Origin of the sequence: Bacillus sp. MYb209 (genome assembly GCF_002975175.1) — a bacterium.
Classification (GTDB): domain Bacteria; phylum Bacillota; class Bacilli; order Bacillales; family Bacillaceae_G; genus Bacillus_A.
The window spans coordinates 202,388-219,648 of the sequence record NZ_PCNZ01000001.1 but is presented as its reverse complement, the minus strand read 5'-3'; the positions used below and the strand labels follow the sequence as shown (position 1 = coordinate 219,648).

Sequence of the window (17,261 nt, the reverse complement as noted above, 5' to 3'; positions counted from 1 at the left end):
CTGTTATGAAAAAAAGATTCGTTCAATTTTCTTTTGTAGTACAGTATCTAAAGATTTTACAAACCCTGCAAACTCATCAGTAGAAATCATATGGGTAAGAACTAAGCGTCTGCCGTCTGGTGTTTCACCGCATAAGACGAATGAAGAGAACTCATACGTTTTGTTTTCTACTACTAATTTTGGATAGGAATATGTGTCGCTCTTCTTTTTCTTTCCATCAATAGAGATGACGTTGCATTTTTTCTCATTGTTGTCCATGGTGAATCCCTCCTTTCTATTATCTATGGTAGACAAGGGGGGTTTAGAACAATAGAGAAGGAGGAATTTTTATGTCTGTTGTAATAGAGCGGATTTCAAAAGAAGCTATACCGAAATCTTTATTGCTTCTTGCTGATCCAAGTGAAAGTCAAATTAATGCATATGTACAAAGAGGACTTATGTATGTAGCTAAACAAGAAGAAAGAGTTATCGGTGTCTATGTGCTTTTGGAAACAAGACCAAAGACGATGGAAATTATGAATATTGCGATTGTAGAACATATGCAAGGAAAAGGTATTGGTAAGAAGTTATTGTTGCATGCAATAGAAACAGCTAAAGAATATAATATGTACAAGCTTGAAGTTGGTACAGGTAATTCTAGTGTTTCACAACTTGCGTTATATCAAAAATGTGGATTTCGGATTTTTTCTATTGATTTTGATTACTTTTCGAAGCATTATGAAGAAGAGATTATTGAAAATGGAATTGTATGTCGTGATATGATTCGGCTTGCAATGGAATTAAACAAATAAGTATAAATTATTTAGGGGGAAGAGAAGATGGAAGTACATAAAGCAATTACAGCACATTCTCGTAAACAAAATGAGATTGTAAAAATATTTTTACAATTAGATGCGCAACGCGAAGCAGCGATTGAGGCTACGATCGCACTTGCATCAAATGGAAAACATTTCTCAGTTGATGCAATTAATATGGTAACACAGCAAATTAATGACCTTGCAAAACGCGGCGTTGCGCCGCAGCGTAAACTTGTTACAACAGATATGGTTATGGAGTATGTAGGTCGCGTGCACGAGAAAGAAGGGCGTTAAGGATGATTGTTACAGTCGAATGGTTGCGTGAGCATTTAGAAGATGAACATGTCCGTATAGTCGATTGTCGTTTTGATTTAGCGAATCCAAATTGGGGTAAAGAGAAGTATGAGGAAGAACATATTCCTCATGCGTTATATTTTGATTTAAATTTAGATTTATCAAGTTCTGTAATAGAACATGGTGGTCGCCATCCATTACCAAGTATAGAGCAGTTTGCAGACAAGCTTTCACAAGCTGGAATTGATGAACATACGACAGTAATTGCGTATGATAGTCAAGCTGGTGCAATGGCTTCTCGTTTATGGTGGTTATTAAACTATGTAGGACATGAGAAAGTGTATATATTAGACGGTGGATTTCCAGCTTGGAAAGAGAATGGATTACAAACAACGTCGAATATCCCAGCTATTGCACGAAAACCTTTTATACCGGAAATACAAGAAAATATGCTTGTAACGATGGAAGATGTGAGAGGGAAAATTGGTGCAGATGCACATATGACATTAATTGATTCTAGGGAACCAAAACGTTATGCTGGTGCGGAAGAACTCGTTGATTCGAAGGCAGGGCATATTCCGACGGCAGTAAACTATTTTTGGAAAGATGGAATTTTAGAATCGGGACACTTTAAAAACGAAGAGGAACAGCAAGGGCGTTTCCAAAATCTTGATAAAGAGAAGGAAACAATCGTATATTGTGGTTCTGGTGTTACAGCGTGTCCGAACATAGTTGCATTAAAATTAGCTGGTTTTCAAAATGTTAAATTGTATACAGGTAGCTGGAGTGATTGGATTTCTTATCCAGAAAATCAAATTGCAAAAGAAGAAGATTAATCACTTGCATGCAAAAATAATTTGTATTAAAATAAGGTCACAAGCAAGAGATTGCTTCAAAAATATTATATTTTACACATTGGAAACAATGTGATAATATAACGACAAGTAAATAATACATCCTGCGGTGTGCGTAACTTATTTATGTCTAAAACCGATGTTAGTTTTACGGAAGCTCAATATTTAGTGACCATTATCAAGCCTTCTTTGTGGAGGAAGATATACGGTAACTGTGAGGGCATCCACCTGCGAGTAGCGGGTTTTTGGACATTTACGAGGGACGGCATTTGCGGGGGTCTTATTTCAACTAACAGTATATAAAATTCCTACGGTGTACGTAGCTTGTGTATGTCTTAAACCAATAAGTATAATATGGAAGTTCAATATTTAGATGTAGATAGCAGGCCATCTTTTTAAGAAGGAAGTTACAAACATTTGTGAGAACATCCACCTGTGAGAGCAGGTTTATGGACATCTATAGATAACGGCATATGTGGGACTATATAAAAAACCTTACGTTTTATACGTAAGGTTTTTTTGTTGAATAAATATGCTCATGTTATCTCGATTTACCTGTAAAGTTCCCATAATAAATATAGCACTTGCGGTCTTCATCAATTTCTCTTGAATCTAGGGTGAATTCCAAATGTATTCCATCCCGTTGAATATATATAATATCTGAATGGAGAGAGGGTAAGATGTCCTCGTAATTCCACACATCTTTACTTTCTATCATAATTGAGCTTGCTTCCTTTAGTTCTCTAATTTCAAAACCTATGTGCGAGTATGTAGGATCTGAAGGATCGTTGAAAAAAACTTCTTTTTGTATATATAACACTGCTGTCCCGTCTGGATCTACTGAAGTTGCAGTAACGACATATGTATTTCCATCTTTTATAAAATATTCACAAGTCATGCGCGCGACAATTTCAGAATTAGAAATATTTGCGTAGTTCCATAAAGCCGGATACCCGTTAGTTTCATCATTGAGCCGGTATTCCAATCGCATTTTATCCCTCTTCTTCCTTTTTCTTCTACTTTATCATGACATCTTATATAATAGAAATATAATTTGAAAAGGGGAGTGCAAAGGTGACAAAAACGAAATGGCTAGTAGGTGGTGTCCTGACATCTTTAATGACGGGCACTTTATTTGGCTGTGCGCAAGATATTCCCCCCGAACCGAATGATACTAGTTGTTCTGATTGGGATTGGGATGATGAACTTGGTGTTTGGCAGTGTGATGATAGTAGTTCAGGTTATCGTGGACATTACTTTTATGGTGGTAAATACTATCAAAATAAATCCACCTTCAAAAATTCATCAGAGTTTAAAACTTATCAATCTTCGGCCGAATTTAAAGGTGGAATTGGAAGCGGTTCAAAAGGTGGATTTGGAGGTTAAAATATGTCGCAATACATAAAGAAACGAAAAGAATTTTATTCGAATTATCCGCACTTCTGGTCGGATTTATATGAATGTGAGTATAGTTTGTTTCAAGTTTTCCCAATAACAGAGCAAACGATGAAACAATTGCAATTAGCAACTGTACGAATGGGGAAAATATTTTTTAAGACTGCTAGACTTCTTCGGAATTTATCTAATGAACAGCTTCTTGAACTCGGTTTTCCAACTGCAAGCTTGCCTTTTATTAGACTGAAAGGAATGTATCCTGAATCTGTTATTTCACGATTTGATTTTGCTTTAACAGATGATAATCGTATTAAAATGCTTGAGTTTAATAGTGACACGCCAACTTTTATTGTGGAATGCTTTCAAATGAATGGAAAAGTTTGTGAAGAACTTGACTATGATGATCCAAATGCAAATCAAGAGCGCTTACTTTCTTCTGGTATTACAAAAGCCGTAATGGAGTTTGCAAAAGGAATGGAAGATCCAAATGTTGTTTTCACAGCTCATCATGAACATATAGAAGATTGGAATACGACTATGTATTTGAGCCAACTATGTCATGTTGAAAATAAAGTGATGCCAATGACAGAACTTAGAATTACAGCCGATGCTTTAGTAGATAGAGATGGTGTACCAATTGATATTTTGTATCGCCAAACATATCCAATTGAAGACTTGATTGAAGATCAAGATCCCGAAACGGGGGATTTGGTGGGAGTGGAACTCTTGCAACTTGTAAAAGAAGGAAAGCTTTTTATTATAAATCCTTTGTCGTCCTTTTTACTTCAGCCAAAATCAATTCAATGTCTTATTTGGGGATTAGCAGAAGAAGGTGCTTTTTACACAAGTGAGGAACAAAAGTGGATTAAAGAATATATGCTTCCTACATATTTAGAGCCAGATTTATTTTTGGGGAAAAGTCCTTTCGTTCAAAAACCTTCGTTCGGTAGAGAAGGTGACACGATTACGATTCGTGATAAGGATACAAACGTTATGATTCGAAATGCACATGAAACGTATAAATCGTCACCTCCTATATTCCAGAAATATACAGAGCTTCCAGTTTTATTTTTGGAGACTGAAAAAGGAATTGAGAAGCTGTCGTACGTGTTTGGGGCGTTTTTAATTGCTGGAAAAGCGAGCAGCATCGGTATACGTGCTGGAGAAAAAATTACGGGAAATGAATCATATTATTTACCGGTAGGTATTAAGAAGGAGGAAAATAAATGATTAATTTTTTACTATATTTAGCAGTATCACTTGCACTTTTGTGTATCGGTCTTTTTCTTATGGAAGTGACAACGAAAGTTAAGGAATTTAAGTTAATGGCTCAAGGGAATAAAGCGGTAAGCTATGTACTTGGAGGAAGACTACTTGGTCTTGCTATCGTTTTATATTCAACGGCTGCTAATTCTATTTCAATTCTTGATATGGTTTCATGGGGAGCTGTTGGGATATTAGCTCAAATTATTGTCTTTTATTTAGCGGAATGGCTTACACCACGTTTTAATATTAATAAAAGCCTTGAAGAAGATAATCAAGCAGTTGGTCTTTTCCTTATGTTTTTATCACTTTCCATCGGAATTGTAATTGCTGGTTGTGTAACATATTAAAACCCTTACATTTTAACGTAAGGGTTTTATTTTTCATGTGCTAATTTTTTCTCAATATGTGTTCAATTAATTTATGTAGCCGAACGCTGAGCAGGATGCGTATTAGTGTACTAAACTCGAGATAGTTTTTGTAATAAGGAAAAGTTTCCATACAAAGTGTTGACATCTATTTTAAATAAGAGTAACATTTTCTATGTAATTAAAATAAGTCTCTGTTAGGTGAGGCTCCTGTATAGAGAAATGCTACTGCCCAAAAATGTCGAGAGACGCCAATGGGTCAACAGGAATGATCGAATTAAGGTTTTTCTTAACGTAGCTGGTAATGAACCTATGCTATACAGTGCTAAAACTCGGCGAGGGAGAGGTCCGTAGATTTCTAATTGTATTATATTAGGAATCGCTTATTTGTGTATGCAATGACCTTTGCTCTCTTATGAGTAAGGGTCTTTTTTGTTAGCAAGCTATGAGTAATTTCATAGTATAGATTATAACTAAAAAATTAAAGAGGAGGTGAGGAGCATGTCAAATTCTGACTCGGTTCCGTTACCCATATACTTCAAATCAAAAATATATGATGTAGGCAGGAAACGACTTGTTCCTCCCTCTATATTTATCATAATGTAGCGTTTATTCGAGTATTTAAGCGCTAGACACTTTCACGGTGAAGTGGATAAATTGAGAAACAAAGCGTTTCTTCCTATGTTGTAAAGGAGGAGACGATAATATGTTATATGTAAATAAAAGTGTGGGTAACACTCCGTATAAATTAAGTAAAAAAGCAATGAAAGAACAAACAATGCTTCAAAAAAATAAAGATCTATTAATTGAAATCGCAACAAGAGATGTAAAATCTGTATTTGCGTATTTTAAAACAACAAGAGACGGACTATCTATGAAAGAGGCACAACAGCGTATTCAAGTATATGGCCGAAATGAATTAACTTCAAAAAGAGTGCGTATTGCGGAAGTAATGATGAAGCTAAGTGGAATGATCCCAGGTCTTTCAAAACAAAATGTGCGTGATGAATTACAATGTGAAACAGTTACTGTTTCTAGAGTAGCTGGTTGTAGCGTAACAGGGTTAAACAGTGAACTGAAAATGATGAAATTACCAGTACAAGAGCTTGTACCTGGAGATATGATTTTTCTTTCAGAGGGCGATACAGTGCCAGCAGATGTACGTATTATTTATGCAAATGGTTTATTAGTAAATGAATCTATGCTGACAGGAAACGATGCTAGTATTGAGAAATTTGAAAGTTGCTACCATCTTGAACGTAAACGATTTATTCCATTAAAACGGATGAAAGACTATAATCCACTTGAACTTGAAAATGTATGTTTCAAAGGTACGTATATTGTTGGCGGAAATGCAAAGGCTGTAGTTGTTTCGACAGGTAAAAATACGTATTCAGGAATACTTCATACTTGTTGCGGTAGAATGTCTTAATGTGTTAATGATGCTAAATATACAAAAACAATGTATAATAGACAAAGTTGAACAAAAACGTAGAATGGTAATCTATATATAACCTTACGTGATAACGTGAGGTTATTATTTTTTGTTAGTAGGAGAGGAATTATGAAAAAAGTATTGTTAGTTGATGGTATGGCACTATTATTTCGTGCTTTTTACGCAACAAGTGTATATGGACAATTTATGAAACGACAAGATGGTACCCCGACGAATGGGATTCATGGTTATATGAAGCATTTATTAACAGCAAAACAAGCAATCGAACCAACGCACATTGTAACGTGCTGGGATATGGGAAGTACGACATTTAGAACGGAATCTTTCTCGAATTATAAAGCAAATCGTGCAGCACCGCCGGAAGAATTAATTCCGCAATTTGATTTAGTGCAAGAAATAACTGCGAAATTATCTATGCCTGTAATCGGTATGAAAGGTTATGAAGCGGATGATTGTATCGGTACGCTTGCAAAACAATATTGCAATGAAGCGGAAGTTTATATTTTGACAGGTGATACAGATTTACTTCAACTTGTTGATACGAATGTTACAGTTATGCTTCTTCGTAAAGGAATTGGAAATTACGAGTATTACACACCGGAAAAAATCATGGAAGAGAAAGGTGTAGAACCTTGGCAAATCGTGCATGCGAAAGCTTTCATGGGAGATACAAGTGATAATTATCCGGGTGTAAAAGGTATTGGTGAAAAAACAGCGTATAAGCTTATTCAAGAATATGGCACAGTATCGGCTGTACTAGAAAATATAGCATCATTAACAAAAGCGCAGCGCACAAAGATTGAAAGTGATTTAGAGAACTTAAATATTTCATTACAATTAGCACAAATTCACTGTGAAGTTCCAATCTCATGTTCATTAGAAGAAGGGTTACACACAATGGATGAAGAAAAACTTAGATTCGTTTGTGAAGAAATGAATTGGGGAAGACCTGAAATATTAATAAATATGTTGTAAGAAGTAGAAAGGTCGATTAAATATTTTTAATCGGCCTTTCTTTTTTGTTCACAAAGTTGTCAGAAAATAAACGGGATTTTCATATGAAGTTCAAATAGATTTCACAACAATCAATTATTATAAGAACACGCAGATAATTCCTTATCTTTTATATAAACCATCCCCCAAGGAGGAAAATGAAAATGCGAAAAAAAGTGAGAAAATCCTTTAAACAATTATTAATTGAAAATAAACAATCATTATTAAGTAATAAAGAGAATATGAAAGAGATAGAAGAACGAATTGAGAAACGACATGTAGCATATAGTGGTTCTAATAATTGAATGAAGATTGATTTATAACACCCCTTCACAAAGTGAAGGGGTGTTATAGTGTAGTGAGAAGGGACAAAGAAGGGGGAGCTACTGTGTGAATGTAGTAGAGAGGCTTGGAGAAAATAATATATCATGTCTTATTAGTCTATCGGAAAGGATAGGCTGGGATTATAGTTTAGGGGAAATCAACACCATTTTAAGTTCAGGTATCGTATATGGCATGCGGAATGAAAAGGGAGAAGTAATCGCTAGTGCAGCAATTATATTATATGGGGAGACATTAGCGTCTATCGGAATGGTGATTGTACATCCAGATTATAAAGGGAGAGGGATTGGAAAGGCGATAACGGATTCATGTATGAAGATTGTATCATCTCAAACTCCAATTATGCTTATTGCTACGGATGAGGGGAAGCCTTTATATGAAAAATTAGGATTTAGGGTTGTGAGCTATGTTTCTAAATACATATGCAACTCGTATAATGCGAATTATAAATGTGTAGGAAATGAAGAGTATATCTTGAATTATGAAGAGTGTGATTTAGAAAAAATAATAAAAATAGATGAAGATGCATTTGGGACAAGTCGAAAAGGGTTTTTAAAGCGCAGAATTATGCAAAGTGAACAATGTATCCTTATAAGGGATACAAAACAAAATATATTAGGCTATGGAATGAGTATACAAACGCCAGAAAATAAAATAATAGGACCAGTCGTTGCTAAAAATGACACAATGGCAATGGAAATTGTACATTCTTTAGCAAAAGGGCATAATGGAAAATTAAGAATTGATGTACCAGAAGGAAAGAAAGATTTCATGCAAGAATTAGAGATTACTGGTTTTCAAAAGGTTAATAAACCGCCAATAATGATGAAAAATAGTGATCAATTATTAAAAAGGAATAATGGGCTCTATAGTATTGCGGCACAAATTTTTGGATAAAAAAGAATCCTTTCGTGAAAAGGATTCTTTTTTATAGTTAATTTAATCACGATATTGGTCATGAGTCGGTTGAAAGAGATCTTCCTCGATATCTCTCACCATAGAAAAATGATCAACGTTATAATGACCATGTAAAGTTTTATTATGGTGAGAGATAATTTGCTGCGCAGACAATACGTTAGAATCAGTTGTTGAATGGCCATTTTTAATTAATGTAACATCAAAACCTTGTACAGTAGCTGTTCTAACAGCGGTGTCAATGCAATGTTCTGTTTTACATCCACCTATAACGAGATGATTAATCTTCTCTTCTTTTAAAAGTTCAAGTAAAGAAGTACCATAGAATGAATTTGTTGCGGCTTTATTAATAAGGATTGCAGATTGAGGGATGTTAATTTGCTTATGTACTTCAAATCCTTCCCCTTTACCAGAAGCAACATCAGTATCTCTTACGAAAACAATAAGGGCATTTGAATCAATTGCTTGCTGTACAGCGATATTTAGTGTAGCTAATAGCTCGGTTTTACGGAAAACTTCATTTTCTTGTTCATTTCCATCAATTAGTTCTTGTTGAGCATCAATAATTAATAGAGCTTGTTTCATTGTTTCTCCCCTTTAATACAGAATAATTTTCACTTTATATATTCCGTAATAGTGTATGAGAATCCTCTATCATTAGTGAAGTAGACGAGCGATTTACAAAGTTGTCAAAGAAATTTCATTCTCATAGAGTATAAAAACATGTATGATAGGAAGTGGAGAATTTTTGAGTAGGTGGGAATATCATGCAAACAGTAGAAGATTATCTTTCATTCTTACATACGAAAGGATTTAAATTATCAGAGGAAGCACACGGGTTTATTATGTTTGGACAAGGATATACTGGTGCATCTGATGGAATTGTGAACGCAGCAATAGAAGCGACGATTAAACATCAGTTACAGTTTGATGGCAGTTATTTTGTTGCGTTATTAGAACGATTGAAAGAAGAAGAAATTACAGATAAAAAAAGCGCTAAGGCTTTTATGCGGAAGTTACAAGCGTAACTTCACGCAGCCCGCGCTTCTTTTTTTGTTTTTGAAGGTAATTCAACAAAAATCATACCTAGGAAAATACATAGACATCCAATAACAGCAGAAATAGAAAGCTGTTCATTTGCTACTAGAACGCCTGTTAATGCTGCAAAAACAGGCTCCATTGCGAAAATAATGGCTACTCTCGTTGGAGAAGTGTGTTTTTGTGCAGATGTTTGAATGAAAAAGGCAATTGATGTCGCAAACAGGGAAGTTAGAAATAGAGCGAATAAAAAGGAATGATTTGTCCATAGTGATACTGAAAGTAATTTTCCCCAATCTTCAAACAAAAAAGCGCAAATAGAAGAAAATATACCGACAGCTAATACTTGAGAAGTGCTTAGTAATAAAGGTGATATTTTCTTAGAAAAGAAACCGTTAATAAGAATATGGGCAGCGAAAGCGACAGCGCAACCGAGAACGAGTATATCTCCAATGTTTAATTGAAAATAATCACCAGCTGTTAATAAATATAAACCTGCTGTTGCTACAGTAATACCAAGTGCAATGAAAATTGTAGCTCGCTGTTTTAAAAAGATAAAAGACAAGATTGGGACCATAATGATACTAAGCCCTGTTAAGAAACCAGCTTTTGAAGAGGTTGTATAAAGTAAGCCGAATGTTTGTAATAAATAGCCAATACATAAAAAGAATCCAACAATCAATCCAGCGAGACTACTCTGTTTTATATCTTGTTTTGAAGTTTTTTGTGAGAAAATCATTTGAACGAATAATAAAATAATTCCAGCGAATAAAAAGCGAATAGCATTAAAAGTAAATGGTCCAATAAAAGACATAGCATTTTGAACGACAACAAACGTAGCTCCCCAAATAAAAGAGACGAATAATAATGCGAGAGGAGCAATCCACCCTTTTTTCACACTCATACCCCCGTTAATTTTGTGAAATAGCTTTTCTAGCTAATTCATCAGCGACTTTATTTTGACTACTTGGAATCCACTTAATAAAAAAGAGATCGAAATTTTTTATGTACTGCAGTGCTTCTTCTAGAAGCGGTGCAAACATTTTATTTTTTGCGTATTCTTTTTCAACAGCCCGCTCAACAAGTTGAGAATCTGTACGAAAAGATACAATGCTATAATTATGCGCTGCGCAATACTTTAATGCTGCAAGTAAAGCGTGGTATTCTGCTTCATGGTTTGACATTGTCCCAAGTGGTAATGACAATTGTACAGGTGGCTGTACCCCTTTAATAAAAACCCCGGCACCAGAAGGTCCAGGATTTCCTTTTGATGCACCATCGATATATACTTCAATCAAAATGAGAAACCTCCAGTTATAAGGTTATCCCCTACTTGAAAATTTTTTTAGAAGTAGGGGATAGAGTACTTATCCCGCTATTTGTGGGAGTCTTACTGCCCGTAAACGCCCGATTGGTGTGGGCTAATAATCAGTGGGGGATGAACACCCCCCCACTGATTAAAGTTTCACTTTATCCAATTGTAATGCTATAACGACATGTAAATGTTTCATTCGCTTGTAACGATTGAATTCCTTTTTTTTCTTTAAAATCTTTTGTTTGCTTTACTTCATCAGCAATTCCGTACCAAGGTTCAATACATAAGAAAGGTGCGTTATCTCCTGGTGTCCATACGCCGACAAATGGGAACCCATCAAATGCTACTTTTACAAATTTATTATGTTTATGTGAGCGAATAGAAATTTCATTCGTATTCATATGTTCAAAAATAAGCGCGTCATTTTTGAACAAATCATATGTAAGTGGCAATTCTTTCGTATTTTCAGCGATTAGTTGCTTTTCATTTGAAAGAAAAGGACCTTCTAATATGCTAGTTTCTAAACGTTCAGATCCGTTAAATGATAGATGATAATCTGCAAATGATTCACCTTCTAATAAAGGACAGTTGAATCCAGGATGTGCTCCGATTGAAAAGAACATCTCTTTTGAAGAAGGATTGTTTACTTCATATGTAACATGTATATTTTGTTCGTCTACTTCATAAGAAACGAGTAATTCAAATTCATATGGATATTTTTGTAACGTCTCTTCATTACTAGTAACGACATAAGTGATTTTTGTTTCACTTTGTTCTTTAACAGAGAACGAAAGATCACGGGCAAAACCATGCTGTGTTAATGAATAAGGTTTACCTTCTACGTAGTATGTATTTTCTACTAATCGACCGACGATTGGAAACAAGATTGGTGCACGACGTCCCCAATAAGTAGAATCACCTTGCCATAAATATTCTGTATTGTCTTCTTTTAAGCGAACGCTTTGTAATTCTGCACCTTTGTCAGAGATGGAAACGATCACTTTTTCATTTTGAATTGTTGCTGTCATGAAGTGAAACCTCCTAAATCTTTCATATGTTTTATCCCGTATTAACTGTCCGTAAAAACCCGATTGGTGCGGGCTAATAATCAGTGGGGGATGGACAAAACCCCCGCTGATTAAAGTTTCACTTTATTATACGTTGTCTAAAAGAAAAAAGGTAGTAAATGATAGGAATCTATTGACGAAAGAGCACCTATTGCGTAAAATATAATCTTGTTGCTTAAAAACGAATAACGTGGTTCGAAACCATCCCACGTAAAAAAACTAAGGAGATTTTGTCATGAATATAAGAACATTAGTCGGTAATGGTATTTTAGCGGCATTATATATTGCTGTTTCTATGCTTATTCAGCCATTTGGCTTTACGAGTGTACAGTTTCGTATTTCAGAGATGTTTAATCATCTCGTTGTATTCAATAAGAAAGCAATTTACGGGATTGTATTAGGTGTATTTTTAACGAATCTCTTTTTCTCACCTATGATCGCTTATGATTTAGTATTTGGAGTAGGGCAATCAATTCTTGCACTACTTGCAACTATTATTTCTATGCGCTTCATTAAAGGTGTTTGGGCTCGTATGATTTTTAATACAGTTATTTTTACAATTACAATGTTTATGATAGCAATTGAACTTCATCTTGCGTTTGATCTGCCATTTTTATTGACATGGCTAACTTGTGCAGTTGGTGAATTTGTTGTAATGGCAATTGGTATGCCTGTAATGTACTGGATTAATAAGCGAGTACAATTTGAAAGATTTATGTAATAGATGAAAGAGCCGTCCTTATATAGGATGGCTCTTTTTGTATGTGATTATATTGAATATAATGCTGTGACTCTTGATAAAATATAATAAAATAAATATAAGAAGTCTTATAAAAGGGGAATCTAGTATGAAATATAAAATACATTGGTTGTATAAAACGAAGCGTGGTTTACAAACTGAATTAACAACAGATTATATGAACATAGAAGAAGTGCTTCAATTTGCGGAGGATTTTGAGAAAACAGGTAGGGTGAAAGAACTTTTATTTTACGATGAAATGGACGCGGAATGGTCATTAAAAGAAATGAAAAAACTGAGTAAGCAAGTGGAGGAAGATCCTCAAGAAATTCAAGTTTATTTTGATGGTGGTTATGATGTGCAGACGAAAGAAGCTGGGGTTGGCATATGTGTATACTACAAAAAAGGAAATACAAATTATCGAGTTCGTCGCAATGCATACATAGAAGGCATATATGATAATAACGAAGCGGAGTACGCAGCATTATTATACGGGATGAATACACTCGAGGAATTAGGAATTAAATATGAAGCAGTTACACTTCGTGGAGATTCTCAAGTTGTACTGCAGCAATTAGCTGGTGAATGGCCTTGCTATGATGAAAATTTAAATCATTACTTAGACCAAATTGAACAAAAAGCGAAGCAAATGAAATTAAAACTTGTTTGTGAACCGATATCTAGAAAGCAAAATAAAGAGGCACATCAATTAGCAGCGCAAGCATTAGAAGGGACGACGATTGATAGTCATAAAGAAATAACCGAATAGAGAGGTGCACACGTGAAGAAGAAGCAACTCATTACAGAGGTAAATGACTTATTAGAAACGTATTGCGGAGGGTGTTTCCTGCAGGAACATAATCGGAAAAATCATAGTAAATACTATGCCCATTCTTTTTGTATACGGCAATGTACGGTTGGAGAGAAGTTGAAAAAGTATGGGGAGCAATTGTCATAAAAAAACATCCAGAGAATTTTCTCTGGATGTTTTTTAGTGCTTCGCTTCGTGTAATTGATGCTCGCACTTACTTAATTTTTTTTCTTCATTCATTAGAAATGGCTCATCTAAATCCGTTGCAACGGATTTCATGATTTCAAGCTGAGAACGAGCCGATTCTACTGCAGTAGTGGCATGCTCTAATGTGTCTGGATCCATTGAAATTGTTGCAGAACCTACCATTTTTTGTGCAGTTTCTACACGGAATTTTACTTCTTCAAAATCATTTACATGTGACCCCATTGTTATTGCCTCCTTTGTATTTTGTGCATTTCACATAGTTTTTGCTCTGTAAAACGGAAATATACAAAGGAATAACAAAGGAGGTTACCAAGTAAGGTAACCTCCTGTCATATGTGGGATTAAAGTTTTGTTACGTTAGCAGCTTGAGGTCCACGGTTTCCTTCAGTAATGTCGAAAGATACTTCTTGACCTTCCTCTAAAGCTTTGTAACCGTCGCTTTGAATAGCAGAGAAATGTACGAATACATCTTCAGAGCCTTCCATTTCGATAAATCCAAAACCTTTTTCATTGTTAAACCATTTTACTTTTCCTTGCATGTCACAATTCCTCCTAAAAACGATTCCTTTTTTCATTTAGTGAAATTCATTAAAAAATAATATAAATAAAAAATGCTACATTCTCGAATATTCTGCTAAATGATTAATTTAAATATACATGAATTGGTAGAATTTAGTCAAGTGAGTGTTTTGAAAATTTCGCATTTTAAATTAATTTCTTCTCGAATTTTTAAAAAGGTATAGGACAAGCCGAGTATGTAATATTCTTAAGTGAATGCTGTACATAATGAGGTGAAAGAATGGATGAGTCTTATTTATTAGATAATGAAGGGATGAAAAATAGAGTCGACATACCGAATTGGGTTGCAAAAGAATTTCATGATTTTTCGAGTGTCGTGTTAGAACCAACCTTCCCGTGTTATTTCGGTTTAACAGCATTGAAGAAGAATGAACTTCGTTATTCATTTCTCTCTCATAATGATTGGAGTCATTTGCCCAATACAATGTTAACTTTTTTGGAGCTAATGAAAGAGCGGCCGATTGTAAGAAGGGGCTTTTTTCTTTTTGTGGAACCAGAATGTGAAGAAAAATCATTGGAATATTACCGTGATTACTTTTGGAAAGTACTACAGTATTTACATGAAAATGATAACCAAACATGGCCGAAGCAAATTCCAGCAGACCCTGACCATCATTTATGGGAATTTTCATTTGGTGGTGAACCAATATTTGCATTTGGGAATGCGCCAGCTTATAAACAGAGAAAAACTAGGCATTTAGGAAATTCTCTCGTTATTGGATTCCAGCCACGAACTATTTTCGATGGATTAGAAGGAGATCGTCCTAAAGGGTCGTATTCAAGACAAATGGTCCGTGAACGAGTTGAAAAGTGGGATCAGTTGCCGAAGCACCCTAACATTAGTCACTACGGCGATCCTAATCATCGTGAATGGAAACAATATTTCATAGGGGATGATATTGAGCCGATTAAAGGTAAATGTCCTTTTCATCATAGAGTAGAGAAATAAGAGCCATCAACTGGATGGCTCTTTTGCATATTTTGGATAAAAAAGGGTATTGTATTAGTGAATAATTTTTATGAAGGCTAGTCTGTTTTCTATATTTGCATCATTACTTAATAGTAAAAGAAGTAGAAAGGATAGAGCGATGTTTGGAGCAATTATACAACAAATAGTATTAGGTATTTCATTAGCTGCACCTGTAGGTCCGATTAATATTGAAATGTTAAAACGGGGAATTGAACGTGGATTTTGGCATGCGTGGATTGTTGGAATCGGAGGAATGACTGCTGATATTTTGTTTATGCTGCTTATTTATTTCGGTTTATCTTCTGTGTTTATGTATACATATGTACAAGCTTTTATGTATTGCGCTGGTTTTTTCTTGTTGTTTTATTTAGGGTTTCAAAGTGTAAAACAAGGAATTTCTCACTCTAATATGGAATATAAACAAGAAGAGATAGGTGGACTTAAACAATCTTTTATGGCAGGATTTCTAATTGCGATATCCAATCCATTAAATCTCGTTTTTTGGTTTGGCATATACGGAAGTACACTTAGCTCGTTGCTTACAAAGGTAACGAAACAAGAAGCTTTTTTGTACAGTCTTTGCATTATTGTTGGTATTATTTTGTGGAATTTAAATATTGCCTTTTCTGTACATTTTGGAAGAACTTTATTAAAGAAAAAAGCACTTGGCTATATTACAGCCGGAGCAGGTATTATTTTAGTAGGATATTCTATCCATTTTGCATACAAAGCTTTACAGTTGTTCATATAAGATTGAAGGGGAGATTTTTATGTATCGAACCACTATTGACGGAAAAGAAATTATCATCACTTTAGCACCAAAAATCCGAAAAGAAATTACTGATAGGAATCCACTATATGAAGCGGTATTTAAAAATGCAGCAAGGTTACTGCAAACGAAACAACCAACGTTTGCGGTAAATCATGAAGTATTCGGTCTCATTATTGGAGAAGTACAAAGAGGAGAAGTAACAGTGTTTGCAGTAGAACACATTATTCCGAAGCAAAATATATTTGGTCCGAACACTTTTTTCTCGACAATAGAACAGCAGGCAAATTTGTAAAGTGAATAGAATAAGAATAAAATAGAAAAGAAATAGTCGTAACGATATGTTACGGCTGTTTTTTGGGAAAAGGGGGAAGAAAGATGAAGAGAGTGGTGAAAGAGTTCTTTTTACAACATGATATTGTTATTATGTATAGTGTTCTATTAATTTTTATTATTATTTTAAAAATGCAATTTTTCACATGGATCGGTATGTTAGCGTGTGTGTTTGGGATTGTTTTTTATACGTTTAACGAATATATAACACACCGTTTTTTATTCCATTTAAAGCCGCCTAAAAACGCATTTTTATTAAAAATGTTAAGAAGATTACATTATGATCATCACGTATATCCAGATGATTTGAAGCTTTTATTTTTGCCTGCATGGTTTAGTATACCTAGCTTTACTATCTATTTACTTATATCATATGGTATTACAAAAAGTGTTACTGTTACACTTTCATTTGGAGTCGGAATGATTATCATGCTCCTCGTTTATGAATGGAAACATTATATTGCACATAAACCGATTCGTCCCTTCACTAAGTTTGGAAGATGGCTAAAAAAACAGCACATATTACACCATTATAAAAATGAAAAGTTTTGGTTCGGAGTTTCAAATCCAGTATTCGATTTTATATTTGGAACGCTTAAAGATGGAAAAGACGTTGAATTAAGTGAAACAGCTCGTAATTTAGAAAAGGAGACAAAGACAGAAGTAGTGCGATAAGCACTACTTTTTTTATCCCGCTATTTGCGAGCAGTAAGACTCCCACTTCAAAATTCGGCGAATACGAGGAAGTTAGGTGGG

The 17,261-nt window shown here is 34.7% G+C and carries 26 protein-coding genes, 2 other RNA genes and 2 riboswitches; of the genes, 20 read left to right on the top strand and 8 right to left on the bottom strand.

Going from position 1 to position 17,261, the window contains the following annotated elements:
- Positions 1-3 precede the first annotated feature (3 nt).
- Positions 4-258: a DUF3931 domain-containing protein gene (locus CQZ94_RS01225; protein ID WP_000369740.1), complete on the bottom strand. Its 255-nt coding sequence runs from the start codon at positions 256-258 to the stop codon at positions 4-6.
- Between the two features lie 71 nt (positions 259-329).
- Here CQZ94_RS01225 and CQZ94_RS01220 point away from each other — a divergent pair, with 71 nt between their 5' ends.
- The 5 genes from CQZ94_RS01220 to ssrS (CQZ94_RS01200) all read left to right on the top strand — a co-directional run bounded on the left by CQZ94_RS01220 (position 330) and on the right by ssrS (CQZ94_RS01200) (position 2,431).
- On the top strand, positions 330-791 hold the full coding sequence (locus CQZ94_RS01220) for a GNAT family N-acetyltransferase (protein WP_105583969.1): 462 nt from the start codon (positions 330-332) through the stop codon (positions 789-791).
- Between the two features lie 27 nt (positions 792-818).
- Positions 819-1,091, top strand: coding sequence for a YpbS family protein (locus CQZ94_RS01215; RefSeq protein WP_105583968.1), 273 nt, complete (start codon positions 819-821; stop codon positions 1,089-1,091).
- Between the two features lie 2 nt (positions 1,092-1,093).
- Positions 1,094-1,927 (top strand): sulfurtransferase, encoded by an 834-nt coding sequence (locus CQZ94_RS01210; protein ID WP_105583967.1) that lies wholly within the window; start codon positions 1,094-1,096, stop codon positions 1,925-1,927.
- A 116-nt stretch (positions 1,928-2,043) separates the two neighbouring features.
- A non-coding RNA gene (gene ssrS, locus CQZ94_RS01205) (6S RNA) lies at positions 2,044-2,226 on the top strand.
- Positions 2,227-2,247: 21 nt separating this feature from the next.
- Positions 2,248-2,431, top strand: a non-coding RNA gene (gene ssrS, locus CQZ94_RS01200) — 6S RNA.
- A gap of 55 nt (positions 2,432-2,486) precedes the next feature.
- Here ssrS (CQZ94_RS01200) and CQZ94_RS01195 read toward each other — a convergent pair.
- Positions 2,487-2,936: a hypothetical protein gene (locus CQZ94_RS01195; RefSeq protein ID WP_002158539.1), complete on the bottom strand. Its 450-nt coding sequence runs from the start codon at positions 2,934-2,936 to the stop codon at positions 2,487-2,489.
- Positions 2,937-3,019: 83 nt separating this feature from the next.
- On the opposite strand from CQZ94_RS01195, the gene CQZ94_RS01190 reads away from it, so the two are divergent.
- The 7 genes from CQZ94_RS01190 (at position 3,020) to CQZ94_RS01160 (ending at position 8,659) form a co-directional block, all read left to right on the top strand.
- A complete protein-coding gene (locus tag CQZ94_RS01190) occupies positions 3,020-3,331 on the top strand; it encodes a hypothetical protein (protein WP_105583966.1) in 312 nt (103 codons plus the stop codon).
- 3 nt (positions 3,332-3,334) lie between these two features.
- Positions 3,335-4,570 carry a glutathionylspermidine synthase family protein gene (locus tag CQZ94_RS01185; RefSeq protein ID WP_105583965.1) on the top strand — a complete coding sequence of 412 codons (1,236 nt, stop codon included), beginning with the start codon at positions 3,335-3,337 and terminating at the stop codon, positions 4,568-4,570.
- Complete coding sequence (locus CQZ94_RS01180; RefSeq protein WP_002117799.1) at positions 4,567-4,953, top strand: DUF350 domain-containing protein; 387 nt, start codon at positions 4,567-4,569, stop codon at positions 4,951-4,953. Before CQZ94_RS01185 ends, CQZ94_RS01180 begins: the two co-directional genes overlap by 4 nt.
- A 204-nt stretch (positions 4,954-5,157) precedes the next feature.
- A riboswitch (M-box (ykoK) riboswitch) is annotated at positions 5,158-5,323 on the top strand.
- 354 nt (positions 5,324-5,677) lie between these two features.
- Positions 5,678-6,403 carry a P-type ATPase actuator domain-containing protein gene (locus tag CQZ94_RS01175; protein WP_105583964.1) on the top strand — a complete coding sequence of 242 codons (726 nt, stop codon included), beginning with the start codon at positions 5,678-5,680 and terminating at the stop codon, positions 6,401-6,403.
- A 132-nt stretch (positions 6,404-6,535) separates the two neighbouring features.
- Positions 6,536-7,402, top strand: a complete 867-nt coding sequence (locus CQZ94_RS01170; RefSeq protein ID WP_105583963.1) for a 5'-3' exonuclease — start codon at positions 6,536-6,538, stop codon at positions 7,400-7,402.
- Positions 7,403-7,584: 182 nt separating this feature from the next.
- Positions 7,585-7,725: an FbpB family small basic protein gene (locus tag CQZ94_RS01165; protein WP_105583962.1), complete on the top strand. Its 141-nt coding sequence runs from the start codon at positions 7,585-7,587 to the stop codon at positions 7,723-7,725.
- 85 nt (positions 7,726-7,810) lie between these two features.
- The gene (locus tag CQZ94_RS01160; protein WP_105583961.1) at positions 7,811-8,659 is read left to right on the top strand and encodes a GNAT family N-acetyltransferase; all 849 of its coding nucleotides are present in this window, start codon (positions 7,811-7,813) and stop codon (positions 8,657-8,659) included.
- Positions 8,660-8,701: 42 nt separating this feature from the next.
- Here the strand turns inward: CQZ94_RS01160 and CQZ94_RS01155 are convergent, their stop codons facing one another.
- Positions 8,702-9,262 (bottom strand): isochorismatase family protein, encoded by a 561-nt coding sequence (locus tag CQZ94_RS01155; protein WP_105583960.1) that lies wholly within the window; start codon positions 9,260-9,262, stop codon positions 8,702-8,704.
- A 182-nt stretch (positions 9,263-9,444) separates the two neighbouring features.
- Between CQZ94_RS01155 and CQZ94_RS01150 the strand changes: the two genes are divergently transcribed.
- A complete protein-coding gene (locus CQZ94_RS01150) occupies positions 9,445-9,705 on the top strand; it encodes a DUF6123 family protein (RefSeq protein ID WP_105583959.1) in 261 nt (86 codons plus the stop codon).
- A 2-nt stretch (positions 9,706-9,707) separates the two neighbouring features.
- Here CQZ94_RS01150 and CQZ94_RS01145 read toward each other — a convergent pair whose 3' ends face one another.
- From CQZ94_RS01145 to CQZ94_RS01135, 3 genes are all read right to left on the bottom strand, one after another.
- Entirely contained in the window at positions 9,708-10,613 is a 906-nt protein-coding gene (locus CQZ94_RS01145) for a DMT family transporter (protein ID WP_142395717.1), read from the bottom strand.
- A 13-nt stretch (positions 10,614-10,626) separates the two neighbouring features.
- Positions 10,627-11,013, bottom strand: coding sequence for a reverse transcriptase-like protein (locus tag CQZ94_RS01140; RefSeq protein ID WP_002149250.1), 387 nt, complete (start codon positions 11,011-11,013; stop codon positions 10,627-10,629).
- Positions 11,014-11,185: 172 nt separating this feature from the next.
- On the bottom strand, positions 11,186-12,058 hold the full coding sequence (locus CQZ94_RS01135) for an aldose 1-epimerase family protein (protein WP_105583957.1): 873 nt from the start codon (positions 12,056-12,058) through the stop codon (positions 11,186-11,188).
- A 223-nt stretch (positions 12,059-12,281) separates the two neighbouring features.
- Positions 12,282-12,326: riboswitch (PreQ1 riboswitch) on the top strand.
- 6 nt (positions 12,327-12,332) lie between these two features.
- Here CQZ94_RS01135 and CQZ94_RS01130 point away from each other — a divergent pair.
- From CQZ94_RS01130 to CQZ94_RS01120, 3 genes are all read left to right on the top strand, one after another.
- Positions 12,333-12,818: a QueT transporter family protein gene (locus CQZ94_RS01130; RefSeq protein WP_105583956.1), complete on the top strand. Its 486-nt coding sequence runs from the start codon at positions 12,333-12,335 to the stop codon at positions 12,816-12,818.
- Positions 12,819-12,945: 127 nt separating this feature from the next.
- Positions 12,946-13,605, top strand: a complete 660-nt coding sequence (locus CQZ94_RS01125; protein WP_105583955.1) for a ribonuclease H family protein — start codon at positions 12,946-12,948, stop codon at positions 13,603-13,605.
- A gap of 12 nt (positions 13,606-13,617) precedes the next feature.
- Positions 13,618-13,794 (top strand): zinc-finger domain-containing protein, encoded by a 177-nt coding sequence (locus CQZ94_RS01120; protein ID WP_002011906.1) that lies wholly within the window; start codon positions 13,618-13,620, stop codon positions 13,792-13,794.
- Between the two features lie 33 nt (positions 13,795-13,827).
- Here CQZ94_RS01120 and CQZ94_RS01115 read toward each other — a convergent pair whose 3' ends face one another.
- Both CQZ94_RS01115 and cspB read right to left on the bottom strand, forming a co-directional pair.
- The gene (locus CQZ94_RS01115) at positions 13,828-14,076 is read right to left on the bottom strand and encodes a DUF2564 family protein (protein WP_002011905.1); all 249 of its coding nucleotides are present in this window, start codon (positions 14,074-14,076) and stop codon (positions 13,828-13,830) included.
- Positions 14,077-14,195: 119 nt separating this feature from the next.
- Positions 14,196-14,393: a cold shock-like protein CspB gene (gene cspB / locus CQZ94_RS01110; protein ID WP_105583954.1), complete on the bottom strand. Its 198-nt coding sequence runs from the start codon at positions 14,391-14,393 to the stop codon at positions 14,196-14,198.
- Positions 14,394-14,653: 260 nt separating this feature from the next.
- On the opposite strand from cspB, the gene CQZ94_RS01105 reads away from it, so the two are divergent.
- The 4 genes from CQZ94_RS01105 (at position 14,654) to CQZ94_RS01090 (ending at position 17,180) form a co-directional block, all read left to right on the top strand.
- Complete coding sequence (locus tag CQZ94_RS01105; RefSeq protein WP_105583953.1) at positions 14,654-15,382, top strand: YqcI/YcgG family protein; 729 nt, start codon at positions 14,654-14,656, stop codon at positions 15,380-15,382.
- A gap of 139 nt (positions 15,383-15,521) precedes the next feature.
- Positions 15,522-16,154, top strand: a complete 633-nt coding sequence (locus tag CQZ94_RS01100; RefSeq protein ID WP_002030886.1) for a LysE family transporter — start codon at positions 15,522-15,524, stop codon at positions 16,152-16,154.
- A 19-nt stretch (positions 16,155-16,173) separates the two neighbouring features.
- Positions 16,174-16,467: a hypothetical protein gene (locus tag CQZ94_RS01095; protein ID WP_002011898.1), complete on the top strand. Its 294-nt coding sequence runs from the start codon at positions 16,174-16,176 to the stop codon at positions 16,465-16,467.
- An 83-nt stretch (positions 16,468-16,550) separates the two neighbouring features.
- Complete coding sequence (locus tag CQZ94_RS01090) at positions 16,551-17,180, top strand: sterol desaturase family protein (protein WP_105583952.1); 630 nt, start codon at positions 16,551-16,553, stop codon at positions 17,178-17,180.
- The last annotated feature ends 81 nt before the right edge of the window (positions 17,181-17,261 follow it).